Source organism: Streptomyces sp. NPDC028910 (assembly GCF_055564955.1).
In genome coordinates, this window is record NZ_JBVHVF010000003.1 from 258,975 (window position 1) to 284,900 (window position 25,926).

25 protein-coding genes and 1 pseudogene are annotated in these 25,926 nt (G+C 70.8%); 18 read left to right on the forward strand and 8 right to left on the reverse strand.

Annotated features, from left to right (window positions below; all coding sequences use genetic code 11):
• Positions 1 to 9: 9 nt before the first annotated feature.
• From ACZ4TV_RS06030 to ACZ4TV_RS06065, 8 genes are read left to right on the forward strand one after another with little or no spacing between them, the layout of a single operon-like run.
• Entirely contained in the window at positions 10 to 1,263 is a 1,254-nt protein-coding gene (locus ACZ4TV_RS06030; RefSeq protein ID WP_468131143.1) for an ATP-grasp domain-containing protein, read from the forward strand.
• Positions 1,256 to 2,080, forward strand: coding sequence for a dimethylargininase (gene ddaH, locus ACZ4TV_RS06035; RefSeq protein WP_468131145.1), 825 nt, complete (start codon positions 1,256 to 1,258; stop codon positions 2,078 to 2,080). Before ACZ4TV_RS06030 ends, ddaH begins: the two co-directional genes overlap by 8 nt.
• Positions 2,077 to 2,412, forward strand: coding sequence for an avidin-fold protein (locus ACZ4TV_RS06040; RefSeq protein WP_468131147.1), 336 nt, complete (start codon positions 2,077 to 2,079; stop codon positions 2,410 to 2,412). The genes ddaH and ACZ4TV_RS06040 overlap by 4 nt, the downstream gene beginning before the upstream one ends.
• Complete coding sequence (locus ACZ4TV_RS06045) at positions 2,409 to 4,187, forward strand: ABC transporter substrate-binding protein (protein WP_468131149.1); 1,779 nt, start codon at positions 2,409 to 2,411, stop codon at positions 4,185 to 4,187. Before ACZ4TV_RS06040 ends, ACZ4TV_RS06045 begins: the two co-directional genes overlap by 4 nt.
• Complete coding sequence (locus tag ACZ4TV_RS06050) at positions 4,187 to 4,690, forward strand: YbaK/EbsC family protein (RefSeq protein ID WP_468131151.1); 504 nt, start codon at positions 4,187 to 4,189, stop codon at positions 4,688 to 4,690. Before ACZ4TV_RS06045 ends, ACZ4TV_RS06050 begins: the two co-directional genes overlap by 1 nt.
• Before the next feature lie 5 nt (positions 4,691 to 4,695).
• A complete protein-coding gene (locus tag ACZ4TV_RS06055; protein WP_468131153.1) occupies positions 4,696 to 5,958 on the forward strand; it encodes an ATP-grasp domain-containing protein in 1,263 nt (420 codons plus the stop codon).
• A 36-nt stretch (positions 5,959 to 5,994) separates the two neighbouring features.
• Entirely contained in the window at positions 5,995 to 7,140 is a 1,146-nt protein-coding gene (locus ACZ4TV_RS06060; RefSeq protein WP_468131155.1) for an NAD(P)/FAD-dependent oxidoreductase, read from the forward strand.
• Positions 7,141 to 7,169: 29 nt separating this feature from the next.
• Entirely contained in the window at positions 7,170 to 8,165 is a 996-nt protein-coding gene (locus ACZ4TV_RS06065; protein ID WP_468131157.1) for an MmcQ/YjbR family DNA-binding protein, read from the forward strand.
• Positions 8,166 to 8,178: 13 nt separating this feature from the next.
• Here ACZ4TV_RS06065 and ACZ4TV_RS06070 read toward each other — a convergent pair whose 3' ends face one another.
• Positions 8,179 to 9,627 carry an NB-ARC domain-containing protein gene (locus ACZ4TV_RS06070; protein WP_468131159.1) on the reverse strand — a complete coding sequence of 483 codons (1,449 nt, stop codon included), beginning with the start codon at positions 9,625 to 9,627 and terminating at the stop codon, positions 8,179 to 8,181.
• A gap of 211 nt (positions 9,628 to 9,838) precedes the next feature.
• Here ACZ4TV_RS06070 and ACZ4TV_RS06075 point away from each other — a divergent pair, with 211 nt between their 5' ends.
• Positions 9,839 to 13,051: an AfsR/SARP family transcriptional regulator gene (locus ACZ4TV_RS06075; protein ID WP_468131161.1), complete on the forward strand. Its 3,213-nt coding sequence runs from the start codon at positions 9,839 to 9,841 to the stop codon at positions 13,049 to 13,051.
• 73 nt (positions 13,052 to 13,124) lie between these two features.
• Here the strand turns inward: ACZ4TV_RS06075 and ACZ4TV_RS06080 are convergent, their stop codons facing one another.
• Together ACZ4TV_RS06080 and ACZ4TV_RS06085 are read right to left on the reverse strand one after the other, a co-directional pair.
• Positions 13,125 to 13,286 (reverse strand): hypothetical protein, encoded by a 162-nt coding sequence (locus tag ACZ4TV_RS06080; protein ID WP_468131163.1) that lies wholly within the window; start codon positions 13,284 to 13,286, stop codon positions 13,125 to 13,127.
• Between the two features lie 86 nt (positions 13,287 to 13,372).
• Entirely contained in the window at positions 13,373 to 14,308 is a 936-nt protein-coding gene (locus tag ACZ4TV_RS06085) for an ATP-grasp domain-containing protein (RefSeq protein ID WP_468131165.1), read from the reverse strand.
• A gap of 193 nt (positions 14,309 to 14,501) precedes the next feature.
• Here ACZ4TV_RS06085 and ACZ4TV_RS06090 point away from each other — a divergent pair, with 193 nt between their 5' ends.
• Positions 14,502 to 15,041, forward strand: coding sequence for a LysM peptidoglycan-binding domain-containing protein (locus tag ACZ4TV_RS06090; RefSeq protein WP_468131168.1), 540 nt, complete (start codon positions 14,502 to 14,504; stop codon positions 15,039 to 15,041).
• A gap of 93 nt (positions 15,042 to 15,134) precedes the next feature.
• Here ACZ4TV_RS06090 and ACZ4TV_RS06095 read toward each other — a convergent pair whose 3' ends face one another.
• Positions 15,135 to 15,884, reverse strand: a complete 750-nt coding sequence (locus ACZ4TV_RS06095) for a DUF5324 family protein (protein ID WP_468131170.1) — start codon at positions 15,882 to 15,884, stop codon at positions 15,135 to 15,137.
• 174 nt (positions 15,885 to 16,058) lie between these two features.
• Here ACZ4TV_RS06095 and ACZ4TV_RS06100 point away from each other — a divergent pair, with 174 nt between their 5' ends.
• Both ACZ4TV_RS06100 and ACZ4TV_RS06105 read left to right on the forward strand, forming a co-directional pair.
• On the forward strand, positions 16,059 to 16,586 hold the full coding sequence (locus tag ACZ4TV_RS06100; RefSeq protein WP_468131460.1) for a peptidylprolyl isomerase: 528 nt from the start codon (positions 16,059 to 16,061) through the stop codon (positions 16,584 to 16,586).
• A gap of 136 nt (positions 16,587 to 16,722) precedes the next feature.
• On the forward strand, positions 16,723 to 17,598 hold the full coding sequence (locus ACZ4TV_RS06105) for a rhomboid family intramembrane serine protease (RefSeq protein ID WP_468131172.1): 876 nt from the start codon (positions 16,723 to 16,725) through the stop codon (positions 17,596 to 17,598).
• A 115-nt stretch (positions 17,599 to 17,713) separates the two neighbouring features.
• Here the strand turns inward: ACZ4TV_RS06105 and crgA are convergent, their stop codons facing one another.
• A complete protein-coding gene (gene crgA / locus ACZ4TV_RS06110; protein ID WP_030383881.1) occupies positions 17,714 to 17,968 on the reverse strand; it encodes a cell division protein CrgA in 255 nt (84 codons plus the stop codon).
• Positions 17,969 to 18,059: 91 nt separating this feature from the next.
• Between crgA and ACZ4TV_RS06115 the strand changes: the two genes are divergently transcribed.
• From ACZ4TV_RS06115 to ACZ4TV_RS06140, 6 genes and pseudogenes are all read left to right on the forward strand, one after another.
• Positions 18,060 to 18,833: a DUF881 domain-containing protein gene (locus ACZ4TV_RS06115; RefSeq protein WP_468131174.1), complete on the forward strand. Its 774-nt coding sequence runs from the start codon at positions 18,060 to 18,062 to the stop codon at positions 18,831 to 18,833.
• Complete coding sequence (locus ACZ4TV_RS06120) at positions 18,805 to 19,569, forward strand: class E sortase (RefSeq protein WP_468131176.1); 765 nt, start codon at positions 18,805 to 18,807, stop codon at positions 19,567 to 19,569. Before ACZ4TV_RS06115 ends, ACZ4TV_RS06120 begins: the two co-directional genes overlap by 29 nt.
• 89 nt (positions 19,570 to 19,658) lie before the next feature.
• Positions 19,659 to 19,835 (forward strand): hypothetical protein, encoded by a 177-nt coding sequence (locus tag ACZ4TV_RS06125; RefSeq protein WP_468131178.1) that lies wholly within the window; start codon positions 19,659 to 19,661, stop codon positions 19,833 to 19,835.
• On the forward strand, positions 19,832 to 20,470 hold the full coding sequence (locus ACZ4TV_RS06130) for an aminodeoxychorismate/anthranilate synthase component II (protein ID WP_468131180.1): 639 nt from the start codon (positions 19,832 to 19,834) through the stop codon (positions 20,468 to 20,470). The genes ACZ4TV_RS06125 and ACZ4TV_RS06130 overlap by 4 nt, the downstream gene beginning before the upstream one ends.
• Positions 20,434 to 21,306, forward strand: a pseudogene (locus tag ACZ4TV_RS06135) (class E sortase); the annotation flags it as partial. The gene ACZ4TV_RS06130 and the pseudogene ACZ4TV_RS06135, both read left to right, overlap by 37 nt.
• 13 nt (positions 21,307 to 21,319) lie before the next feature.
• Entirely contained in the window at positions 21,320 to 22,048 is a 729-nt protein-coding gene (locus ACZ4TV_RS06140; RefSeq protein ID WP_468131182.1) for a class E sortase, read from the forward strand.
• Between the two features lie 60 nt (positions 22,049 to 22,108).
• Here ACZ4TV_RS06140 and ACZ4TV_RS06145 read toward each other — a convergent pair whose 3' ends face one another.
• The 3 genes from ACZ4TV_RS06145 to pknB form a co-directional block, all read right to left on the reverse strand.
• Positions 22,109 to 23,170, reverse strand: a complete 1,062-nt coding sequence (locus ACZ4TV_RS06145; protein ID WP_468131184.1) for a restriction endonuclease — start codon at positions 23,168 to 23,170, stop codon at positions 22,109 to 22,111.
• A gap of 202 nt (positions 23,171 to 23,372) precedes the next feature.
• On the reverse strand, positions 23,373 to 23,651 hold the full coding sequence (locus ACZ4TV_RS06150; protein ID WP_468131186.1) for a hypothetical protein: 279 nt from the start codon (positions 23,649 to 23,651) through the stop codon (positions 23,373 to 23,375).
• 163 nt (positions 23,652 to 23,814) lie between these two features.
• Positions 23,815 to 25,842: a Stk1 family PASTA domain-containing Ser/Thr kinase gene (gene pknB / locus ACZ4TV_RS06155; protein WP_468131188.1), complete on the reverse strand. Its 2,028-nt coding sequence runs from the start codon at positions 25,840 to 25,842 to the stop codon at positions 23,815 to 23,817.
• Between the last annotated feature and the right edge of the window lie 84 nt (positions 25,843 to 25,926).

The following is a 25,926-nucleotide window of genomic DNA, read 5'->3' on the forward strand; positions in this document are numbered from 1 at the left end:
GACGCGCAGATGAAGCTGCTCGCCATCGAGGCCAGTCAGAACGCCACCTACTACAAGTCCCGCTACCAGCAGATCGAGGAGCGCGGAGCGCAGGTCTACGTCCTCAACGGCATAGGCACCGAGGACTTCTGGGACGCGGAGCGGTACCGGATCGCCGGATCCAAGCACATCGAGGACATCGTCACGGCCGCCAAGGTCTGGCACGCGGAGGAGGAGTTCGAGGGGGTCCTGACCTTCTCGGAGTCCGGGGTCGTCACGGTGGCGGTCGTCGCCGAGGCGCTCGGCCTGCCGAGCATCGGCTTCGAGGCCGCCCGCACCAGCCGCAACAAGCTGCTGATGCGCCAGGCGCACGAGCGCGGCAGCGCGGCGCACCCCGGCTTCCGCTACGCCCCGGACGTCGAGGCGGCGCTGGCCGCCGGTGAGGAGCTCGGCTATCCCTTGATCCTCAAGCCGACCCTGGGCGCGGCCAGCAACTTCGTCTTCAAGGTCGACGATGCCGAGGAGATGCGCGCCCGCTTCGCGGACGCCACCTGGGGCATCGAGACCATGACCTGGGCGCTGATGGAGGCCGACGGCCTGGACCTGGGTCCGAACGGGATCATCGTCGAGGGCTACCTCGACGGCCACGAGCACCTCATCGAGGCGCTGGCCTGGGACGGAGAGGTGTACCTCGGCTCGATCGTGGACCGGATCACCGTCGAGAGCGGCACCTTCGACGACGACGTCCACCACGCGCCGAGCGCCCTGACCGAGGAGCAGGTGGCCGCGGTCCACGAGGTGGTCCGGGACGCCGCGCACGCCCAGGGGCTGCGCCGGTCCGTGCTCCACGCCGAAGTGCGCTTCCACCAGGGCGCGCCGTTCATCCTGGAGATCGCGATCCGTCCCGGCGGCGGCGGTCTCGACCACATGGCGCGGATCAGCGCCGGCCACGATCCCATCCAGTGCGTGGTGGACGTGGCCCGGGGCGCCCGGCCCGACGTCTCGCACTACTCCCCGACGTCCGTGCACACGGCCGCGATGTGCCTGATCAGCGGAGCGGGCACGGTCGAGTCGATCGACGTGCCGGCCGAGGTCGCGCAGGACCCCGCGGTCTTCTTCCTCAAGATCACGGCCACCCCGGGGACCGTCATCAAGCGTCCGCCGGCGGGCAACACCATCCTCGGCTTCCTCGGCGCCACCGGCACCTCCCTGACGGAGGCGCTGACCACCGCCCACGTGCTGGCCACCAAGATCCGTACGGAGATGAGGCCGGAGCATGGCTGAGTCCACGCGGCGGCGGACCACGAAGCGCCACTACCTGATGTGCCGGCCCACCCACTTCGAGGTGAGCTACGCGATCAACCCGTGGATGAACCCGGACAAGCCGATGGACGCCGAGCTCGCGCTGGCCCAGTGGGAGCGGGTCCGGGACCTCTACCTCGGATTCGGCCACGAGGTCTCCTTCATCGACCCGGTCGAGGGTCTGCCGGACATGGTGTTCTCCGCCAACGGCGCCACCGTGATCGACGACAAGGCGCTGATCGCCAGGTTCCGCCATCAGGAACGGGCGGCCGAGGCCGACGCGTACCGGACCTGGTTCGAGGACCGCGGCTACGGCGAGGTCCTCGTCCCGGAGCACGTCAACGAGGGCGAGGGGGACTTCGCCCCCGCCGGCGGGCGGATCCTGGCCGGCTCGGGATTCCGCAGCGACCCCTTCGCGCTCGATGAGCTCCGCGCCTTCTTCGGCCTGCCGGTGGTCGGCCTGACCCTGACCGACCCCCGCTTCTACCACCTGGACACCGCGCTGTGCGTCCTCGACGACGACCTCGTGGCCTACTACCCCGCCGCCTTCTCCGAAGAGAGCCAGGACGTGCTGCGGGAGATCTACCCGGACGCGATCCTCGCCACCCGGGACGATGCCGACGCCTTCGGCCTGAACGCGGTGAGCGACGGACTGAACGTGGTCCTGACCGAGACCGCCACCCACCTGATCGGTGAACTGCGCGAGCGCGGCTTCGAGCCGCACGGCGTGGACATGTCGGAACTGTTGAAGGCCGGCGGCGCGGTCAAGTGCATCACTCAGGAGATACGACACCGGTGATCGACTACGACGGCAGAAGATTCCGCAACACCGGCTACCCGTCGGACGAGGACGCCCCCATCGGCCGGTACCGCCAGGAAGGCGACCTGCTCTGGGCGGACTTCGACGGCGGCGACGTCCGCAGGGGCGCGCTGACCGGGTGCGTGAAGCCCGACGGGAAGCTCGAATTCGCTTACACGATGGTGCTCGCGGACGGCGAAGTGATCGCCGGGAGGTGCTGGAGCACCCCCGAGTTCCTCGACGACGGACGGATCCGGCTCAACGAGCGCTGGGAGCGCTACGGAGCCCGGTCGGCAAGCGGCGAGTCCGCACTGGAGGAGGTACCGAGATGACCCCGCCCACCACCCCGCTCCGCGGGGGCAGCGTGACCTGGGCCTGCACCAGCGGCTTCAGCCCGGTCTTCATCTTCCCGTTCACCCCCGGCGAGTACTACGGGGTGGCCAACCTGCACGAGTTCCAGACGCTGATGTACCGCCCGCTGTACTGGTACGGCTCCGGCGGGCAGCCGACGGTGGACTACGAGCGCAGCCTCGCCGAGCCCCCGGAGTGGAGCGAGGACGGGCTCACGGCGACGATCACGGTCAAGCCCTACCGGTGGTCGAACGGCGAGACGGTCAACGCCGACAACGTGATGCTGTGGATGCACCTGCTGGAGGCCGAGAAGGACAGCTTCGGCGGCTACACGCCGGGCTTCTTCCCGGACAACCTGGCCGGCTACGAGAAGGTCGCCGAGGACAAGGTCAGCTTCACCTTCGACCGCGCCTACTCGCACAACTGGGTGCTGATGAACCAGTTCAGCACCATCACCCCGCTGCCCAGGGCCTGGGACCGCACGGGTGACGACCGGCCGGCCGACGCCACCCACGACCCGGCCCAGGCCTCCGCGGTCTACGCCTACCTGCGGGCCTGCAACGACGAGCGCAAGGGCTGGGACACCAGTCCGGTGTGGAGCGTGGTCAACGGTCCCTGGAAGCTGAGCAGTTACACGATCGACGGCACCTCGGGAGAGGCCGTCCTGGTGCCCAACGAGAGTTACTCCGGCCCCAACAAGCCCTACCTCGACGAGTTCCGGCTGGTGCCGACCGCCTCGGACACCGACCAGTACGAGATGCTCCGTCGCGGCCCCGATGCCGCCGACGGCGTGCAGATCGGCTTCCTGCCCTTCGACGAGGTCACCGAGCCGGCCGAGGACCCCCAGCTGGGCGGGCCCAATCCGCTCGGCGAGCACTACGACCTCGTTCCCCAGCTCACCTACAAGATCCATTACTTCCCGATCAACTTCAACAACCCGACGGTCGCGGGAAAGATCTTCAAGCAGCTCTACTTCCGCCAGGCGCTGCAGTCCAGCCTCGACTCCCGGGGCGCCATCCGCGACGTCTACAAGGGATACGGCTATCCGACCACCGGGCCGATCCCGGCCCTGCCGGACAGCCCGCTGCTCTCGCCGGGCGCGCACCACGACCCGTACCCCTTCGACATCGACCGGGCCCGGCGCTTCCTCGCCGAGAACGGGTGGGACACCAGCACCACCCCGGCGGTCTGCGTGCGCGAGGGGACCGGACCCGGCGAGGCGGGTGAGGGCATCCCGGCCGGGACCCCGCTGCGGTTCTCGATGCGGTACGCCAAGGGGCACGAGACGCTGACCGAGGTCATGCGCAAGTTCGCGGCCGACGCCGCGCAGGCCGGCATCGAGATCGTGCTGACCGAGGTCGAGGCGAGCGTGCTGGTCCTGGAGGACACCACCTGCACCCCGGGCCCCGACAGCCCCTGCCTGTGGGAGTTCAGCGACTGGAACGGCGGCTGGGGTTACGGTCCCGGCTTCTACCCGACCGGAGAAGCCCTCTACTCGACCGGTTCCTCGGTCAACTTCGGCAGCTACAGCGACCCGAAGGCGGACGAGCTGATCGCGCGCACGGTCGTCAGCGACGACCTGGAGGACCTCTACGCCTACCAGGACTACATCGCGCAGCAGGTCCCGGTGATCTGGATGCCGAACTTCCCCTTCCGCCTGCTGGAGGTGGCCAAGAACCTCCAGGGCGTGGCCCCGGTCAACCCGTTCGGGCTGATCAACCCCGAGGACTGGCACTACGTCGGCGAGGTGCGGTGATGTACCAGAGGCTGATCGACCTCCTCGACGGGCACCAGGCCCGCTACCGGCTGATCGACCACCCCGCCGAGGGCCGGACGGACCTGGCGAGCGTGCTGCGCGGCCATCCGCTGGAGCAGGCCGCCAAGTGCATCATCGTCCGCGTCAGCATCACCAAGCGGGTCGGCAAGTACGTGCTCGCGGTGGTGCCCGGTGACCGGCAGGTCGACCTCGACGCGGTCGCCTCGCTGGTCGGCGGGGGCAGGACGGCCTTCGCCACGCCCGAGATCGCCGAACGCCTGGCCGGCAGCGTCTGCGGCACGGTGATGCCGCTGAGCTTCCACCCCGATCTGCACCTCGTCGTCGACGAGGACCTGCTCCTCACCGAGGAGATCTACTTCAACGCGGCCCGCCTGGACCGCTCCGTGGCCCTGTCCACCCCCGACTACCTCGCCATCGCCACGCCGCAGGTCGCGGCGATCTCGACGGCCGGGCACCGGGTCCTTACCCCCTCCGCGAGGTGACGAAGATGACTGATGACGCCAAGACGACCGATGACGGCGTGGTGATCCTGGTCGGCAGCGGACAGCGCGCCTACCGCGAGTACCTCCTGGCGGGCGCGGCCCGCAAACGCCCGATATGGATCCTGGACGCTGCCCCGCCGACCTGGCAGGAGCCGTACGTACTCGGCTCCACCACGGTTGAACTGCTCGACCGGGAACGGCTGGTGCCCGACCAGGAGGGGCTGATCAGCGCCGCCGAGGCGGTGGCCGCCGAGCACCGGGTGGTGGGGGTGTTCAGTTACGACGAGACGCTCGTGGTGACCACCGCCCTCATAGCCGAGCGGCTCGGACTGCCCGGACTGACCGCGCGCGGTGCGGACAACTGCCGCAACAAGCACAACACCCGGCAACTGCTGACCGCCGCCGGACTGCCCCAGCCGCACTTCGCCTACGTGACCGACGCCGATGAGGCGCTCGCGACGGCCGACTCCTTCGGATACCCGGTCGTGCTCAAGCCTCGCGGCATGGGGGCGAGCATCGGCGTCATCCGGGTCGACGGGCCCGAGGCGATCCGTCCGGCCTTCGAGGTGGCGGACGCCGCCAGCCGCGGCGGAAGCCTCGCGTACGAAGGCGGGGTGCTGGTCGAGGAGTGCGTCATGGGCCCCGAGATCAGCATCGACGGAGTGGTCTTCGACGGCGGCTACACCCCGCTCTTCCTCGCGCACAAGGAAGTGGGCCTGGCGCCCTACTTCGAGGAGACCGGACACGTGGTCAGCGCCACCGACCCGCTGCTGGCCGACGAGGAGCTGCTGCGCGTCCTCAAGGCCGCCCACCGCGAACTGGGAGTCGGGTACGGGATCACGCACACGGAGGTGAAGCTCACCACCCGCGGACCGGTGATCATCGAGGTGAACGCCCGGCTGGGCGGGGACCTCATCCCGTACCTCGGCAGTCTCGCCACCGGGGTGGAGCCGGGCGAACTGGCCGTGGAGGTGGCGGCCGGCGTCCGCCCCGAGTGGACGCCGACCCTGTCCCGCACGGTGGGGATCCGCTTCCTCTACCCGCACGAGAACGGCACCGTCCGATCGGTCGACGTGCCGGCCGCCCCGGACGTACCGGGGCTGCTGGAGGCGAACGTGATGGTGGAGCCCGGCGTCTCGCTGCTGCTGCCCCCGGAGGGCTACCTCAGCAGGTACGCCAACGTGATCTGCGCCGGCGACGACTGGCCCGGCTGCGAGGAGTCCCTCGCCAAGGCCGCCGCACTGACCACGATCGTCCTCGGCAGCTGACACGTCGGCTCACGGAAAACTGAAGGGAGGTGGGTGATGTCGGCGAGGGTGACGGTAGTGGGCGGCGGTGTGATCGCCCTGCTCACGGCAGTCGAGTGCGTACTCGAAGGGCACAAGGTCACGGTGGTGGACCAGGGCCCCATCCCGCACAGCAGAGCCACCTCTTTCGACCAGCACCGGATCCTGCGGGCCCTGCACCCCGAGGACCCGCGGACCACGGCGGCCGCGCTGCGTGCGCACCGCCGCTGGGTCGAACTGGAAGAGCTGTTCCTGACCCGCTTCTACGAGCAGGTCGGCGCGCTCACCGTGCTGCCGCCCGCGGCGGCGGCGGACGCGGCGGCGCTGCTCGGCAACGCCGGGGGCAGCGCCAGGGAGCTGACCGCGGCCGGCCTGTCCGACCGCTATCCGCACCTGCACGTGGGCGGCGGTCTCGGCGCGGTGCTCGAGGACGAGGCCGGGGTCCTGCTCGCCGAACGGGTCCTCACGGCCTGCGTCGGCTGGCTGAAGTGGCAGCGGGGCATCGAGCTGATCGAGCACCGGGCCGTGACCGCCGTGGACGGCGAGAGCGGCAGCGTACGGCTGGTCGACGGGCGGGTGCTGCGCGGTGACGCGGTGCTCGTGGCGGTGGGGCCCTGGTCCCGGGACCTGCTGCCGCAGAGCATCGCCGAGCGGCTGACCCTGTACCGGCAGTCCCTCCTCTACTGCCGGGTGCCCCGGCAGCAGGCGCAGGCCTGGGCGGCCACTCCGGCCATCCCGGCCCTCGGCACCAAGGGCGGTGCCTGGCTGATCCCACCGGTGGCGGGCACGGCCCTCAAGCTCACCTCGGCCACCGCCTGCCGCGTGGTCGACGAACTCACCGACCACGCCACCGACCCGTACTGGCAGCGCCGGCTGGAGAAGGAGTTCGGCGACATCCTGCCCGGCTTCGGCCCGGCCTGGGTCACCGCCGCCAAGGACGCCTACTACACGGCCTTCACCGAGACCGGCGGCCCGCTGCTCGTCGCCCTCGGCGGCGCCGCTTACGCGTACGCGGCCTGCGGTGGCACATCCTTCAAGTTCGCGCCGCTCATCGCCCGGTCGCTCGCCGACCGGCTGACCGGCAGGACTCCGTCGCTGACCGGCCTCGGTGCGCTCGACGGACCACCGCTGGACGTCCGGACCCCGCACCTCGCGGGTCTGTGAGCCGGCGGCCGTGAGTGAAGGAGGAAACGGTGGTCACGGTGGAGGACGTACGGCGGCTCGCGCTCGGCCTGCCGAGGACCGAGGAGCACCTGATCCGGGACCGGGTGAAGTTCCGGATCGGCAAGATCGTCTATCTCGCCCTGTCCCGGGACGAGACCGAACTGGGCTTCGCCTTCCCCAAGGAGGAGCGGGCGGCGCTCGTCGCCGCCGAACCCGCGAAGTTCTTCCTGCCCCGTGAGTCCGATCTGCGGTTCCACTGGGTGGAGGCCAGGCTGCCGGCCCTGGACCTCGACGAGCTGACGGAACTGGTCACCGAGGCCTGGCGGATGGTGGTGCCGGCCCGGGTCGCCCGCGAGCACCTGGAGCCGGCCGCGGCGCAGCCGTCTCCCCCCGCTCCGTCCCTGGCCGCACTACGGGCCTCGGCCGAGGTGTTCAACGGGTTCGCCAATGTGGACCGGAGCTGGCTGGCGCTGCGCGAGGAGACCCGGCCCGGCCTCGACCTCACCGTCGCCGGCCACCGGACCGCCCTGCACCGCTGGCTGAACTCGTGGGGCTGCCGGATCCGCTACCCGCGCGAGGGCGAGCCCGACCTGTTCGGCGCGGGCCTCGCGGCATGGTGGGGGCGACACCCCTTGCCGGACGCGCCGCTGGCCCAGCTCACCCCGCGCGAGATCACCCGGTTCGCCCGGGCCTACGAGGAGCTGGCGGCGCTGCCGATCGGCCGCCGCAGCCTCGGCCCGACCGCCGCCTCCAAGGCGCTGTACGCCCTGCGGCCCGCCTCCGTCATGCCCTGGGACGCGGCCATCGCGGACCGGCTCTACGGGGTCCGGGACGGGGCCGCCTTCGCCCGCCACCTGCGGACCGGCCGGGCCTGGGCGCGCGCGGCGCTCGCGGAGGGCGGCGGTCCGCGCGAGGCGGCCCTGTGCGCCGATCTCGGCAGGCCCGACGTGTCCCTGGCCAAGATCCTCGACGAACACCTCTACCTCACGATCACCCACGGCACGAGGAAGGACGCCGCGCCATGAGCGGCCCGGTGTGCTACCTCGACACCCGCGCGTGGGCCTGTCCCCCGGCGCGCGCCGGGGGCGGCGCTTCCTCGTCCGTCGGGTCCGGCTGGGTCAGCGCGAACGCCCGGGCCATGGGCGTCAGACCGTACTGCCCCGGCAGGTCGGAGTGGTCGAGCAGACCCGCGTCGAGGAGGCGTTCGAGGAGGTCCTCCACCGGTTGCGCGGACCGTTCCACCAGGACGGCCAGGGCGTCCGTGGACTCGTACACGACGTTGTCCACCGAGGGAGGGTTCTCGGAGACGGCGAACTGGCGCAGCATCAGGCGGGCCCACGGCGTCAGCAGCCGGTAGGCGCTCTCCAGGCGGACGCTCAGGGCGTCGTCCCCGACCTGGAGCCGGCCCAGGAACCGGCCGGGCTCCGGCCGCCCCTCGCCGAGCAGCTCGGACACGGCGTCCTGGAGCATCCACTCGGGCCGTGCGGCGATGCGCCGGCCGGCCAGGTTCAGCGCGAGCGGCAGGTCCCCGCAGGCGTCGGCGAGGCGCAGGCAGGCGCGCGGCTCGGTGCCGACGCGGTCCCCGCCCAGCAGTTGGGCGAGCAGCTCCATCGACTCGTCCCGGTCCAAAGCGGGCAGCCGCATCCGGCTCACTCCGTCGAGGCCGAGCAGCCGTGAGCGGCTGGTGATGACGATGCGGCTCTCGGGCGCGGCCGTGAGGAGTTCCCGTACCTGGCGCTCGTGCTGCACGCCGTCGAGCACCACGAGGATCCGGCGCCGGTTGAGCAGCGAGCGGTACAGGCCGATCCGCTGCCCGGGGTCGTTGGGGATGCGTTCGGCGGGGATGCCGAGCGCCTCCAGGAAGCCGCCCGCGATACCGGCGGCGTCCTTGCGCCCGTCCGCGGCCGGGTCCAGGTTCGCGTACAGCTGGCCGTCGGGCAGGTTCACCGCCAGTTCGTGGGCGAGCCGCAGCGCGAAGGCCGTCTTGCCCGCGCCGACCTGCCCGCTGATCACGAGCGGGGCCGAGGCGCGCTGTTCCCCGTAGGAGGGGGCGGTCAGGGCCCTGGCGCGCTGGAGCATTTCGCCCCGTCCGACCAGGGGGTGCGGCTCCATCGGCAACTGGGCCGGCGCGGGCAGCACGGCGCGCACGTCGGCGGCGCGCAGCTCGTTCTCCTGGTGCTGCTGTACGGCCTTGCCCGCCGGGCGGGGCGTGCCGTCATCGCCCTCGGCGCGTGCCGCCTCGTGCCAGCGGCGCTCCCAGCTGGCGCGGTCCCCACCACAGGCCTCCGCAAAGGCGAGGGCCACCTGAAGGGTCGGGAGGCGGTAGCCCGCGGCCGCGTCGGAGAGAACCGAGGCGGAGAACATGGCCCGCGTGGCCATGTCGCGGTAGCCGGGACTGCCCGCCGCGGCCCGCAACCTGCGCAACTCGCGGGCGAACGCGGTGACTGGTCCGGCATCGGGGGCCAGTGGTCTCTCCAGTCTTCCCACACTCTGCTCCTTTGGCACTCGCTCTGGTCGCCGCCTGCTCAGGCCTGCCGCTGAAGCTTCCGTTTCGTGCTTCCCGATCCGCTACCGGATGCTTACCGCGCGCTAGGGGGAACCCCTATGATCCGGTTGACGTGATCTCGCCAGGGGGGTTGTCAATGGGGGTGGTTGTCCGATGCCGGGGGCGGATGCGGATTCTGGAGAGAGACGCGGGGTGGACCCTGCGGGGGGCCGGCTGCGTTTCAACGTGCTGGGCTCGCTCGAAGGCTGGATCGACGACGTACGGCTGAGGCTGGGGGGAGCGATTCAGGAACGGGTCCTCTGCATGCTCCTTCTCGAAGCCGGCCGGGTGGTGCCCGTCGCGCGACTCGTCGAGGCGACCTGGGAGAAGGACCCGCCGGTGACCGCGGCGCACCAGGTACGCAAGGCCGTCGCCGACCTGCGGCGGCGCATACCGACCGGCAACACGGTGATCGCCACCGATGGGCCCGGATACCGCGTGGTGGTGACGGACGACCAGGTTGACCTCCTGGAGTTCGACGCACTCATCAAGGCGGCGGGTCAGGCCCTGAGGGAGGGCCGGCAGTTCCCGGCCACCGAAGCCCTGCGGACCGCCCTCGCCCTGTGGCGCGGCTCCGTGCTGTCCGGCGCGGGCGGCCCGGTGATCGAGGCAGCGGCGACCGCGCTGGAGGAACGCCGACTGGCCGCGGCCGAGCAGCTCTTCGACCTGTGCCTCGCACTGGGTGAGAGCGGCGAGCTCGTCTCCGCGCTACGCGCGCTGATCACCCAGCACCCGCTGAGGGAGACCCTCCGCGGTCAGCTGATGCTCGCCCTGTACCGCTCCGGGCGGCAGGCCGAGGCGCTCAAGGAGTACGGCGAGGTGCGCGAGCTGCTCGTCGACGAGCTCGGCATCGACCCGGGACCCCGGCTGGCCAAGCTGTACGAGGCGATCCTGCGGGACAGCCCCGAGCTGGCCGCTCCCGAGCGCCCGGCTCCCGTACGGGCCGTGCCCGAGCCGGTCGTTCCCGTACGGCCGGAGCCCGAGCCGGTCGCGGCCGTACGCCCGGTGCCCGAGGCCGCGGCTTCCCAGCCGCCGGCTCTCGGGGAACTGGTTCCCGAGCCGCCGCAGGCACAGGCACAGACGCAGGCACAGGCACAGGCACAGACGCACACGCAGACGCAGCCACGGGCCACGCCGCCCACCTCGGCCGATGCCCCGTGCACCCTGCCGTACGACCTGCCCGACTTCACCGGCCGTGCCAAGGAGCTGGCCGAACTGTTCGACTACGTACAGGGCGAGGGCCGGGGCGGCGAGCGGCACTCCCGGATCGTGGCCCTCGACGGCATGGGCGGCATGGGCAAGACCTCCCTGGCGGTACGGGCCGCCCACCACCTGGCCGGGCGGTATCCGGACGGGCAGCTCCACATCGACCTGCACGGATTCACCCCGGGCGGGAAGCCCGTGGCGCCCGCCACCGCCCTCGACAGCCTGCTGCGGACGCTCGGTACGCCCGGCGACCGCATCCCGGAGGACCTGGAGGGACGCACCACCCTCTGGCGCTCGAAGCTGGACGGCCGGCGGATGCTGCTCCTGCTCGACAACGCGGTCGACGCAGCGCAGGTCCGGCCGCTGCTGCCGGCCTCGCCCGGCTGTCTGGTCCTGATCACGAGCCGGGGGCGGCTGCTGGACCTCGACGGCGTCGAGTGGGTGTCCATCGGGATGATGCAGCCCGAGGACAGCACCAGCCTGATGACGGAGACGCTCGGCACGACCCGGGTGGCCGCCGAGCCGGAGGCGTCCGCCGAACTGGCCGAGCTGTGCGGCCACCTCCCGCTGGCCCTGCGGATCGCGACCGCCCGACTGCGCAACAGGCCGCGCTGGACGGTGCGTTACCTGGTCGAGCGGCTGCGCGACGAGACGCGCCGGATGGACGAGCTGAGCTCGGGCGAGCGCAGCGTCGCGGCCACCCTGCGCCTGTCGTACCTGGCGATGGACGAGGAGTACCGCACCGCCTTCCGCATCCTGAGCCTGTACCCGTGCGCCGGTACCGACGTCCACTCGGCGGCCGCGCTCCTCGGCACCGCCGTCCGCGACGCCGAGGACGCCCTGGAGTTCCTGCTCGACGTCCACCTGGTCCGGCAGCCCGACATCGGCCTCTACACCTTCCACGACCTGGTGCGCAGCTTCGCCCAGAGCCTGCGGGGCCCGGCGACGGCGGACGACGACGCGGCGGCGGTCGAGCGGCTGCTCGGCTACTACCTGACGACCTCGAACGCCGCCTGCGAGCTGCTCTTCCCCGGCCGCGAGCGCCGGCCCACCGGGATCCCGCCCTATCGGGGCGAACTGCCGTCCTTCAGGGACGCGGACGAGGCCGTGCGGTGGTTCGACCGGGAGCAGGCCGGGCTGCTCGCGGCCGTGTCCCTCGCCGAGCGGTGCGGTCACGACCGGTACGCGGCATGGCTGAGCCGCAATGTCGGATTCCACCTGAACGCGCACGGACAGCTCGACGAGTTCTGGAGCGTCGGGCACCTCGCGGTCGCCGCCGCCCGCCGGCTCGACGACCCGGCGCTGCTGAGCGTCAGCCTGGCCAATCTGGGCGCTGCATGCTGGAAGCTCGGCCGCTTCGAGGAAGGGCTGGAGGTGGCCAAGGAGGCGCGCGACACCGCGATTCGCGCCGGAGACCGGAACACCGAGGGGCACAGCGAATCGACCATCGGGCTGCTGCTGTCGATGCTCGGGAGGTACGGAGAGGCCCTGCCCCTGCTGGAGCGGGCCGTGGCCGTGGCCCGGGAGCTGGGCGACCCGCGCACGGAAGCCGAGAGCCTGACCAGCCTCAGCACGCTGTACGAGCGGTGGGGACGCTATCCGGAAGCGGCCGCCGCCGCCCGCCAGGCGATCGAGATCGGCCGCGACCTCGGATACCACAGCAACGAGATCATGGCCCTGACCGATCTGGCCTTCGCCCAGGTGGGCCTCGGGGACCACGCGGACGCGGACGCCAGCCTGAAGCGCGCCCGTGACCTGTGCGACGAGACGAGGTCGCCGGGGGACGTCGCCCTGGTGCTCGCGCTGTCCGCCCAGGTCGCGCAGGAGCGGGGCGACGGCTCGCAGGCGCGCGCGTTCGCCGAGCGGGCCCTGGTCCTCGGCCGAACGAGCGGTGCCCCGATCCGGCTCGCCAAAGTCGCGAACGTCGTCGGTCAGCTCCACATGATGTGGGGGGAACACGAGGAGGCGCTGGACCTCCACACCCATGCGTACAAGATCGCGGCGCCGATGAGCTTCCGTGCCGAGGAGGCGTCCGCGCTGGTGGGGCTCGCCCATGCGGCCGAGGCGCTCGGTGATTCCCCGGCGGCGGCCGGACACCGTACGGCGGCCGAGGAATTATTCGACTTCATGGGTCTGCCGGAGCACCGCCGGACCTACTGACCCGCACGCGGATGTGCCCCGCACCGGAATCCGGTGCGGGGCACATCCGCGTCCTGCGCGGCAAGCGGCCGACTTACGGGGCGGGGACCGGCGAGGGGAGCGTCGGGCCCTTGTCGTCCGCGAGCACCTGGTACCCGGAGGGCTGACCGGCGTCCGCCGCGTGGACCGTCACGCCGGCTCCGATCGCCAGGGTCGCCGCGAAGATCCCGATCAGTCCAGCCAGCTTGCTGCGCATGTGTTGAACCCCCTGTTTGTACCCGGTGTGCGGTTCCCGTGTGGTGCGGTGGCCGCTCTCGACAGGACAAAGACTCGTCGAGGCCCTTACCGGTCCGTTCCCCTCTCGATACCGCTCGTGGCCGTGGGTCGGGAACGGCCGTTACCGGGGTGTTCCCGGCCGGATTCCCGGTCCTGTTCCCGGTCCGGTTCCCGCGCCGCCGCGATCCGCGATCCGCGTGCCGTGACCAGCACATCCGTCCGCGTGGTCCCCGATTCGTACCCGGCCAGATCCAGCAGGGCGCGCACCGTCGCCCGGATCCCCGCCTGCTCCGCGTCGCGGAGCGGCGCCGCGTCCGCGTCCCCGTCGGCGGTGATGTCGGCGACCAGGTGCATGCCGTCGACCGTGAGCGTCTCCACATGGAACTTGGCTCCGGTCAAGAGCTCTTCGACGAGATAGGGGGGTGAATGCCGGGCGGTGACCGCCTGTTCGGACCAGCGGTCGAGTCCGGCCCGGTCGTGCACCGGCACGGTCCACCAACAGCCGGACTTGTCAGCCGACTTGATGACCACCGGCAAGGGGAAGTCCTCCGCCAGTGAGCGCGCCTCGGCGAGGGACCGCGCTTCCTCGGCGCGTACGGCCGAGGTCCGGCTCTGGTTGAGGATCCGCCGGATCGTCACCGCGTCCGGCAGCCGGCCCGCCGGCTGCTCGTGGCTCGCGGAGAGGTCCCGGAGCACCTCCCCGGCGGCGGCCGCCGCCGCACCGGCGAGGCCCCTCCCGAGATCGCTCGCGAGATGGAGGATGTGGCCGATCCCGTGCTTGAGGACCGTGTCCGTCAGCAGGGCGCGCAGCGCGGCCGCGTCGTCGAAATCCACCCGGAGCAGCCGCTGCGGGGGCAGCTCGGCGGGAAGCCGCGCGTCCGGTGGCCACGGTCCGAGATCCGTCACCACCCAGACGTCCAGGCCCGCCACGACCGCGGCCCGTACGAGCCCGGGTCCGGGCCTGACCAGCACTACCCGCTCCGCGGCCTGTCTGATGATCACAGCATTCTCCTCCATCGTGTCCCACGATGCTCGCGCCGTGTCTTCCCGGTCCCTTCCCGGCGCGGTCCCAAGGAGGTGTAGGGGCCACGCGTCCCCCGGACGGCCCTGTCACGCGGCCGCCCCGCGGCCCGTGTCCGACAGTGGGGGAAGGCACCGAGCCAGGGGGGCACCATCACGCCGGAGGCGTACACACATGGGACTCTTCGACTTCCTGAAGTCCGACAAGAAGAAAGCACACGAGGCCGCCGAGAAGGCCAAGGAGCAGGTGGAGCAGCAGTCGGCCGCGGTGGGGAAGCCTCCCGCGAGCTCGGCGGCCGACGCCGCCTCGGCCACCAAGGGCGCCGCCGATCGCATGGCGGCCACCGCGCCGCCCAGGCCCGCCCCCGCGATGCCGACCCCCTCGTCCGCCGCGCACAAGGCGGTACCCGCCACCCCCAAGCCTCCGCTGCCGAAGCCCGCGGCCTCCGCCACCCCGCCGCCGGGCGCCCCGCACACCCCCACGCCGCACTCGGCCGCGCACAAGGCCGTGCCGGCGGCCCCCATGCCCAAGCCGGCGGCCGCCGCCGAGAAGCGCACGTACACCGTCAAGCCCGGCGACTCGCTCGCCACGATCGCCCGGGACGAGCTCGGCAACGAAGCCCGCTGGCGTGAGCTCTACGCCATGAACAAGGGCGTCATCGGCGCCAACCCCGACCTCGTCCGGCCGGGCATGGTCCTCACCCTCCCCGGCTGAGGAGCCGGCACGCGGAAGGGGCCCGGATCCTGTGGGGATCCGGGCCCCTTCCGCTACCACTGCTTGCGCCGCGCGTCTCGGCCGGCGCCTCGCTCAGAGTTGCTTGTCCTCCGGACCCGGCCCCGCGTCGGAACCGGACGCCGGTGACGACCCCGATTCCGCCTCGCGTTCCTTCTCCGCCAGCTCGTCCTCGAAGGTCGCCGCAGCAGCCTCCTTGCGCGCCGCAACACCCTCCTGCGGCGACATCTCCGTCGCCGCCGGCGGCTCCACGAGCCAGTCCGGATTCGACTGCTGGTCCCACCACTTCCACGCGGCGAAGGCGCCGCCCGCCAGGACGCCGACCACCGCGACACCCTTGAACACCCGGTTGCGGCGTGCCCGCCGCTCGTGGCGGCGCACCAGCTTGCGCACCTCCTTGGCCGACACCTGGCCGCGCAGCGCCGCCAGCGCGGCCGCCGACCGCGACACGGTCTCCTCGGCCACGGGCGTGGCGGCCGCGATCGCGCTCTCGATCCGCGGCTGTGTGAAGTCGGCGGCCTGCCGCGCCGCCCGGCGCGTCTGCTTCACGGCCCGGGTCGCCGCCCGGTCGACATTGGGCGGTACGTGCGCACGCGCCGCCTTGATCCGGGGATGCACATGGCAGCCGTACGTCGTACGAGCCTGCCGCGCGGCCTCATGGGCCGCATGCGACACCTTCGGCGCCAGCAGCGCATTCGCCTCCTGCGCGTAGTGCACCGCCGCGCCCTTGGCGCTTTCCGCGTACGGCGCGACCACTTCCGACGCGTGCCTCACCGTTTCCTTGGCGCTCTCGGCGGCCAGGCGCACGCTGTCCTTGCGGGTCACGGGATCCTCCTCCTCGGTGGCGGACACAGTTCACCTTTCCACCCTTTGTCGGATCATGCCTGCCATATCGCTGACCGGCATGCGTGACAGGGCATACGGGTGGACGATTTCAGTGCCGCGGAGCGCTCCGTGCGACCATCTGGACCGACAGTGATGACTATGGAAGGCAGATCCGTGGCCGAGAAGCTCTACGCCACCCTGAAGACCACCCACGGCGACATCGAGATCGAGCTGCTGGAGAACTTCGCTCCGAAGACCGTCCGGAACTTCGTCGAGCTCGCCACGGGCGCCCGCGAATGGACCCGCCCCACGGACGGTCAGAAGACCACGGACCCGCTGTACGACGGCACCGTCTTCCACCGTGTCATCAGCGGCTTCATGATCCAGGGCGGCGACCCGCTGGGCAACGGCACCGGCGGCCCCGGCTACCAGTTCCCGGACGAGTTCCACCCGGACCTGGCCTTCACCAAGCCCTACCTGCTCGCCATGGCCAACGCGGGCCCGGGCACCAACGGCTCGCAGTTCTTCATCACCGTCGCGCCCACCGCCTGGCTCACGCGCAAGCACACCATCTTCGGCGAGGTCACCGACCCGGCCAGCCAGAAGGTCGTGGACGCCATCGCCGCCAGCCCCACCAACCCCCGTACCGAACGGCCCCTGGACGACGTGATCATCCAGTCCGTCGTCGTCGAGAAGCGCTGACGGTCTCGGCCGCGGACCCGACCCGGACCCGAGGCCGGGCCTGGCTCCGGGAACCTTTCCGCCCCGCCCGTCCGTCCTGCATGCATACCGGACCGGCGGGGCGCACTGCCTGCCTCGCCGCTGATCGAGGGAACCGATGGACACCGACCGTCTGCCGGGCTGCTACCGCCACCCGGACCGCGACACGGGGATCCGCTGCACCCGCTGCGAGCGCCCCATCTGCCCCGAGTGCATGATCAGCGCCTCGGTCGGCTTCCAGTGCCCCGAATGCGTCCGCGAGGGCTCCGGCACCGGCCACCGCCCGGCCGCGAACGCACCGCGCACCCTGGCGGGCGGGATGGTCGCCGCGGACCCCCAGCTGGTCACCAAGACCCTGATCGCCATCAATGCCGCCGTGTTCTTCGTCGGCCTCCTCGCTCCGGCGGTCGTGGTCCACCTGGAGCTGCTCGGCCGCTACGTCGAATACCTCGGCGGCCCCGTCGAGGGGGTTTCCACCGGCGAGTACCACCGCCTGCTGAGCTCGGTGTTCCTGCACGTCGAGTGGTGGCACATCATCGGCAACATGATCGCGCTGTGGGTGATCGGCGGCCCGCTGGAGGCCGCGCTGGGCCGGGCCCGCTACCTCGCCGTCTACCTGCTCTCGGGCCTGGGCGGCAGCGCCCTCGTCTATCTGCTGACCGCCCCGAACACCCCCACGCTCGGCGCGTCCGGCGCCGTCTTCGGCCTGCTCGGCGCCACCGTGGTGCTGGTGCGGCGGCTGCGGTACGAGATGCGGCCGGTGATCGTCATGGTCGTGCTGATGCTGGTGCTGACCTTCGTACCGTTCGGCGGCGGCCTCAACGTGTCCTGGCAGGCCCACGTGGGCGGCCTGGTCACCGGTGCGCTGGTGGGCCTGGGCATGCTCACGCCCGCCGCCGGCAGGACCCGCACACTGGTCCAGTGGGGGACCTGCGCGGTGGCTTTCCTGCTGGCGGCGGCGGTGATCCTGCTCCGTACGGCGGAACTCACCTGATCACACCGGCGTCAACTCTCCACAGGGTTATCCACAGATCTTCTGTCTTTTCCTCAGGTGTGGATGACGCTGTGGATAACTCATGGGGAGAGCTTCCGTCAGGGATTGATGCGTGCTACTTCCACTGCGTGGATACGCCGAATCCCGCGGCGATGAAGCCGAAACCGACCACAATGTTCCAATTGCCCAGCGCCTCGATCGGCAGCTGGGTCTCGGTCACGTAGAAAACGACGATCCACGCGAGTCCGATCAGGAAGAAGGCCAGCATGACCGGGGCGACCCAGCTGCGGTTCGTCAGCCGGATGCTCTGCGGCTGCCGCGTCGGCGGCGGCGTGTAGTCGTCCTTCTTGCGGATACGTGACTTCGGCACGAGGGGCTCTCCTGTCGATGCGCTGGGGACCTTGCCTGCCCCGGGCGTCCGTTAGCGTAGTGGACCTGTGGCGTTGAAGGAGAAGGGTACGTTGAGCAATTCCGACGACTCCTCCGCGGGTCCCCGTCGCCGGGCCAGACCGGTCCGGCTGCTGACGGCCGCCGTCTTCGCCCTGGCCGGGCTGCTCTTCGTCACCAGTTTCAACACCTCCAAGGGTACGAACATCCGGACGGACGCCTCGCTCCTCAAGCTGTCGGACCTCATCAAGGAACGCAGCCAGGACAACGCGGAGCTGGAGGAGAGCACCGGAGCGGTACGCCGCCGGGTGGACGCCCTCGCCGAACGCGACGACGGCAGCACCAAGGCCGAGGACGCCAGACTGGCCGCCCTGCGCGCGGCCTCGGGCACCGAGGAGCTCGCCGGCAAGGGCCTGACCGTCACCCTCAACGACGCTCCGCCGAACGCCACCGCCCGCATCCCCAACGTGCCCGAGCCGCAGCCCAACGACCTGGTGATCCACCAGCAGGACCTGCAGGCCGTGGTGAACGCCCTGTGGCAGGGCGGCGCCCAGGGCATCCAGGTCATGGACCAGCGGCTCATCTCCACGAGCGCGGTGCGCTGCGTGGGCAACACCCTGATCCTCCAGGGCCGGGTCTACTCGCCGCCGTACAAGGTCTCGGCGGTCGGCGACCCGGGCGCGCTGCGCAAGGCCATGGCCGCCTCTCCCGCCCTGCAGAACTACCAGCTGTACGTGAACGCGTACGGGCTCGGCTGGAAAGTGGACGAGCACAAGGCGCTGACACTTCCCGGCTACTCCGGCACAGTGGACCTCCACTATGCGAAGCCGGTGGCACCCACCCCGTGAAGGGGTTCGTCCTGACGTCGTACTGCGCCTGGTGGTACGGACGTTCAGCGAGGTGTGCCTGACGGCGGGCACGCTGATCGTGCTGTTCGTGGCGTACGTCCTGCTGTGGACCGGGGTCAAGGCCGACCGGGCCATGGACGGGGAGATGGCGCGGCTGCGCGACCGCTGGGAGGCGGCGGCCCCGGCGGCGGCCCCGGAGGCCGCCCCGGAGGCCGCCCCGGCGCCGTCCCCGCAGCCGGCGCAAGCGGCGCCACCGGAGCGCTACCCCGCCGGCCGGGCCTTCGCCGAGATGTACGTCCCGCGCTTCGGCCCGGACTGGATCAAGCCCGTCCTGGAGGGCACGGACACCGAGCTGCTGAAGAAGGGCCTGGGCCACTACGCCGGCACCGCCCGCCTCGGCGCCGTCGGGAACTTCTCGGTGGCCGGTCACCGGCGCACGTACGGCGATCCCTTCAAGGACTTCCCGCGGCTGCGCCGGGGCGACGAGGTGATCCTCAAGGACGCCTCCGCCTGGTACACGTACACCGTGCGGGGCGGGCCCCTGCGCACCCTGCCGACCGAGGTCGGGGTGGTCGACCCCGTTCCGGAGAAGTCGCCGTTCACCGCGCCCGGCCGGTACCTGACACTGACCACCTGCGACCCGGAATGGGGCCACAGCCACCGGCTGGTCGTCTGGGCGGAGCTGACCGGGACGCGACCCGCGGGCCAGGGCGGACCGGAGGGTTTGTCCAGGTGACCCACCCTTTCGGGCCGGTGGCTTTAGTCTGTTCGCGTACCGCCCCTGCGGTGCGTTGAACGAACGCGGACGAAAAGGAAACAGGCGGCATGTACGGCTGGATCTGGCGGCATCTGCCGGGCAACGCGTGGGTGCGCGCGCTGATCTCACTCGTACTGGTCCTCGCGGTGGTCTTCGTGCTGTTCCAGTACGTCTTCCCGTGGGCCGAGCCGCTCCTGCCGTTCAACGATGTGACGGTGGACGAGGGATCGGGAGCCACTCAGTGAGCGCGCGCATTCTGGTTGTCGACAATTACGACAGCTTTGTCTTCAACCTGGTCCAGTACCTCTACCAGCTCGGCGCCGAATGCGAGGTGCTGCGCAACGACGAGGTCGAGCTCTCGCACGCCCAGGACGGCTTCGACGGCGTGCTGCTCTCCCCGGGGCCGGGGACGCCGGAGGAAGCGGGCGTCTGCATCGACATGGTCCGGCACTGCGCGCGGACGGGCGTTCCCGTCTTCGGCGTGTGCCTGGGCATGCAGTCGATGGCGGTCGCCTACGGAGGGGTCGTGGACCGGGCCCCGGAGCTGCTGCACGGCAAGACCTCGCCGGTGGTGCACGAGGGCCGGGGCGTCTTCGAGGGACTGCCCTCCCCCTTCACCGCGACCCGGTACCACTCCCTGGCGGCCGAGCCGCAGACCCTGCCCGACGCGCTGGAGGTCACCGCGCGGACCGAGGACGGGATCATCATGGGCCTGCGCCACCGGGAGCACGATGTCGAGGGCGTGCAGTTCCACCCCGAGTCGGTGCTGACCGAGTGGGGGCACCGGATGCTCGCGAACTGGCTGGTGCGGTGCGGTGACGCGGGTGCCGTGGAGCGCTCGGTGGGGCTGGCGCCGGTGGTGGGCAAGGCCGTCGCGTGACGGCGGTCGCGCCGTCCGCCCCCACGGAGGGCCGGGCCGCGCGACGCAGGGCAGCTCAGGAGGCCGCGAAACGGGCCGCCAGGAACACCCGCAGGCGGGGCGGGCGGCGGCGCAAGCGGCCCGCGTCGGGCGGCCCGGTGGTCATCGCGAGCCGGCTGGGCGGAGAGCTGTTCATCACGCTGGGCCTGGTGATGCTGCTGTTCGTCGCCTACCAGCTCTGGTACACGAACCTGCTGGCGGAGTGGACGGCGAACGGGGCCGCCGGTTCCCTGCGGCAGACGTGGGAGCGTCAGTCCGGGGAGAGCGGATCGGGCGGCGACGGGGCCGCCGCGCCGCCCGTCACGGCCTTCGAGCCCGGCCAGGGCTTCGCCATCCTCCACATCCCCAAGCTGGACGTGAAGGTCCCGGTGGCCGAGGGCATCAGCAAGCCGAAGGTGCTCGACCGGGGCATGGTCGGGCACTACGGCGAGGGCGCCCTGAAGACGGCGATGCCGGCGGACAAGAAGGGCAACTTCGCGGTGGCCGGTCACCGGAACACCCACGGCGAGCCGTTCCGCTACATCAACCGGCTGGTGCCCGGGGATCCCGTCGTGGTCGAGACCCGGGACGCGTACTACACGTACGCGATGACCTCCTCGCTGGCGCAGACACCGCCGACGAACGTGTCGGTGATCAAGCCCGTGCCGGAGGGGTCGGGGTTCACCTCCGAGGGCCGGTACATCACGCTGACCACCTGCACCCCGGAGTTCACCAGCACCTACCGGATGATCGTATGGGGCAGGATGATCGATGAACGCCCCCGCAGCCAGGGCCCGCCGCCCGCGCTGACCAGTTAAGGACGAATCAGCAGTGTCTCGTGCCCGCCGCCGCTCCGCGGCCCCGTCCGCCGGCAGCCGCAGTGTGCTCGCCGGGTTCCTGAGCCTGCTGGGCGAGGTCCTGATCACGGCGGGCCTGGTGCTGGGCCTGTTCGTGGCCTACTCGCTGTGGTGGACGAACGTGCTCGCGGACCGGCAGGCGTCGGCGCGCGGTGACGAGATCCGCCAGCGGTGGCAGGCACCGGCCCCGGCGCGGCCCGCGGAACCGGGCGCGCTGGACACCCAGGACGGCGTCGGCTTCCTGCACGTGCCGGCGATGAAGAACGGCGAGGTGCTCGTCAAGCGCGGAACGGCCCCCGACGTCCTCGACGACGGGGTGGCCGGGTACTACACGGAGCCGGTGAAGTCGGCGCTGCCGTGGGACGAGAAGGGGAACTTCTCGCTCGCCGCGCACCGGGACGGGCACGGGGCGAAGTTCCACAACATCGACAAGGTGAAGAACGGCGACGCGATCGTCTTCGAGACCCGGGACACCTGGTACGTCTACAAGGTCTTCGCGGAACTGCGCCAGACCTCGAAGTACAACACCGACGTGATCAACCCGGTCCCGAAGGAATCGGGCCGGACCGCCCCGGGCCGCTACATCACGCTCACCACCTGCACCCCGGTCTACACCTCGAAGTACCGGTACATCGTGTGGGGGGAACTGGTCCGGACGGAAAAGGTCGACGCCAAGCGCACGCCCCCGGCGGAACTGCGCTGACCGCAGTTACGGGGCTGTGGATAACTCGGCGTTTGAAAGCGGCAGGCTGTCGCTTTCAAATCAGCGGAGTACCTGGAGCCGGACACCGGCGCTCCAGGCCTCCAGAAGGCCCCTGTGGACGGCCGTGACGCCTCCTTGCGCGGAGATGGCCAGAGCCTCCCGGGTAAACGCGCAGGTGGCCACGTAGAGGGCCGCGTCGGCCTGGTGAAGGACCTTGGACGCCCCGAGGAACTTCTGCATCTCGCCACTGAGTACGTGCCGGAAGGGCGCGAAGTTCTTGCACTGGACGGCGACCGAGCGGCCGTCGGCGGTGCGGGCGGTGATGTCGACCCCGCGGTCGCCGCCGTGCCCGCCGTACACCTCGACGTCCGTACACCCGTCGCGGCGCAGCAGGCCGGCGACGTGCTGCTCGAACTCCCTCCAGTTCATGGCGTCGATGGTCCCGATGACCCCGGTGAGGGCCTTCACGTCCTGGCCGCGCTGAAGCCGGCTGAGCTGGAGATCGTGCTCGACGAGTTTCATCTGGATCTGCTCCACGTCATTGCGGAGGCTGAGGAGGTCCCTGCGCTGTTCGCCGGAGGCCTCGACGAGGGCATTGAGCATGGGGACGACGGTCCTGCCCAGCAGCTTGGTAAAGCTCGCCTCGCTGAGCCGGGTGATCCGCTCGTCGAGCGATTCGATGTCGCTGGGGGCGGGCTGCGTCCGGGACGACTGCTCGCGGTCGAGTAGGTAGGTGCGCACGTTCCGGGCGATCTCGCTATCGCGCAGCAGCATCGCCACGTTGAGGATGGTCCGGCGGGTGTAAACGGCCAGGTGAACCCGTCCACCACGACCCTGTGGATAACTCTCGTTTGAAAGAGACAGGTTGTCTCTTTCAAAACTTTCCAGGTCAGCGCCCTTGAGCGTGCGCATGCCGTTCGCGGTGAGTTCCTCGCGGTGCCGCTGGCGCAGCCGGTTGATGACCTCCTCCGCGACTTCAAAGTAGGCCGCCACCATCGCCGTCGTCACATGCAGACCGTCCGGCAGCAGCGACAGGGTCTTCACCTTGTCCAGGACGTGCGTCCGCTCCAGAACGCTTCCGCGCAGGGTCCTGGACTCCAGCAGCACGGTTTCTTCGATCACGGCCCGCCCCTCTCCGGCAGAGCCCGATGCCCCACCCCAACCGGATCAACGACTCCCGACATATGAAGACACGATCGGGTTTCGTTGAAATGTGCGCAGTCGTGCGGCATGAGGAAAGGTCCGGCTCTTCTCTCAAGGGAGAAGAGCCGGACCCATTTTTTTCTCGCGATGGGCGGGAGCCGGCCGTGGCAGTGGGGAAGCGTCAGCAGCGCTCGCTGCTGGAGCCGGTGCCCCAGCTGTTGTTGGGTTGGGGCGTGACCGAGAGGTGCCCATAGCCCTTGGTGGACTTGCCAGCCGTGCTGGCCGCTCCGGACCAGATCTCGGTCACGTTGTAGTCACCCTGGCCGGCATAGACGTACTGCTCCGAGGTGGAGAGCACACCGGCCGAGACGAACCAGCCGGAGTGGGCGTTGCGGAAGCTCTGCCAGACGTAGACGTACCCGTAGTTCTTGTTGCAGCTCGGGGAGTAGTACTGCTTCACCGAGGCCGCGGTGGCTCCGTTGACCGTGATGTACCCCGTGCTGCCGATCTGATAAGCGTCGCCACAGCTCGGTCCCGTAGCAGCTAGCAATCACGAAGAAAAGGGGCACGCTTCGTACTGTAGCTATGTGATGCGTCACAATCGCTGAGGCGGCTGCCGGGTGCTAGCGACCGCCGGTGAGCCCTCCGAAGAAGCCGTTGCCGCCGTTGTTGCCGCCGTCCTGCTGGCCGCCGCCCATGGTGATCACATTGACCACCGTTCCCGTCGGGACCTGCCTGCCGGCCTGTGGATCCGACGACAGCACGCGGGCGTCGTCGTCCGTCGGGCCCGAGAGTACCGCGCCGAAGACCAGGCCCTTGGAGGCCAGCTCCGCCTTGGCCTGGGCGACCGTCCTGCCGCCCAGGTTCGGCACCACCGTCTGAGTCGCGGCCTTGGCGACGGTGATGTTCACCGTCTTGTTCACCTCGAGCGGCGTCCCCGGCGCGTACTGCTGCTCGACGACCGTGCCCGATACGGCCCCGGGGAGGTCGATCTCCGTCACGCTGCCGAGCCTCAGCCTGGCGTCCGTGAGGAGCTTGATCGCCGCATCCTTGGGCTTGCCCTTGAGGTCCGGGACGTTGGCCTTGGAGAGCTCCTTGGCGACGGTCAGCGTGACGACGCTGTTCTTCTCCGCCTCGACACCCGCCTTGGGGTTCTGCTCCAGGACGGTCCCGGGGTCGCGGTCGGACTCCTGGGGCTTGCGGTCGACCTGGAAGCCCTTCTCCTTCAGCGCTGCCTCGGCCTGCTCGTACGTCATGTTGACCACGCTGATGACCGGAACCTTCGGGGCGCCCGCGGAGATCGTCACCGTGACCGTGGAGCCCTCCGCGACCTTGGTGTCGGCCACCGGATCCTGCTTGCAGACGTTGCCCTTGGGCTGGTCCTCACAGGGCGCGTCGGAACCCTTGACCACCTTGAGGCCGACGTTGTCACCGCTCTTCTGCGCCTGTTCCAAGGTCTGGCCGACGAGCTTGGGCACCGCGGGCCGGTTGTCGGCGCCCTCGCCGAAGAGGGAGCGGCCGATGAGGATCGCGCCGACCAGGACGAGGAGGCCGGCCGCCACGAGCAGGACGGTGGACGCCCGGCTCTTCTTCTGGCGGCGGTGCGGGCCCTGGTCGTAGCCACCGTGGCCCTGGTCGCCGTAGCCGTATCCGCCCTCGCCCGGGGGCATCGGCGGCATCATCGACGTCTGGCCGGCGTCCGTGGTGCGCAGGGCGGTGGTGGGCTGGTCGTAGCCCGGCTGTCCGTAGCCGTGGCCCTGGTCGGGGTAGCCGTAGCCGGCCGCGCCCATGGCGGCGGTGGCGGCGACGGGCTGGCCGTCGAGGCAGGCCTCGATGTCGGCCCGCATCTCGTCGGCCGACTGGTAGCGGTAGTCGGGGTCCTTGACCAGGGCCTTGAGGACGATGGCGTCCATCTCGGGCGTGATCTCGGGATCGAAGTTCGACGGCGGCTGCGGTTCTTCCCGTACGTGCTGGTAGGCGACGGCCACGGGGGAGTCGCCGACGAACGGGGGCCGGACGCTGAGCAGCTCGTAGAGCAGGCAGCCCGCGGAGTAGAGGTCGGAGCGCGCGTCGACCTGCTCGCCCTTGGCCTGCTCGGGGGAGAGGTACTGGGCGGTGCCGATGACGGCGGCCGTCTGCGTCATGGTCATGCCGGAGTCGCCCATGGCGCGGGCGATGCCGAAGTCCATGACCTTGACCTGGCCGGTCCGGGTCAGCATCACGTTGGCGGGCTTGATGTCGCGGTGCACGATGCCGGCGCGGTGCGAGTACTCCAGGGCCTGGAGGATGCCGATGCACATCTCCAGCGTGCGCTCGGGCAGCAGTTTGCGGCCCGAGTGCAGCAGTTCGCGCAGCGTGGAACCGTCGACGTACTCCATCACGATGTACGGGATGGAGATGTTGTCGACGTAGTCCTCGCCGGTGTCGTAGACGGCGACGATCGCCGGGTGGTTCAGCGACGCGGCCGACTGGGCCTCGCGCCGGAACCGGGCCTGGAAGGACGGGTCACGGGCGAGATCGGCACGCAGGGTCTTGACGGCGACGGTACGGCCGAGCCGGGTGTCGTGGCCGAGGTAGACCTCGGCCATGCCACCACGGCCGAGCACGTGGCTCAGCTCGTACCGGCCGCCGAGGCGACGCGGCTCTTCCATAACGTTGCAGCCCTCTCCGTCAGTCCCGACCGCACCTGTGTGTGGTCCGGCGGTGTGCTGTTCGCGCAAAGGCTACCGGCCGAT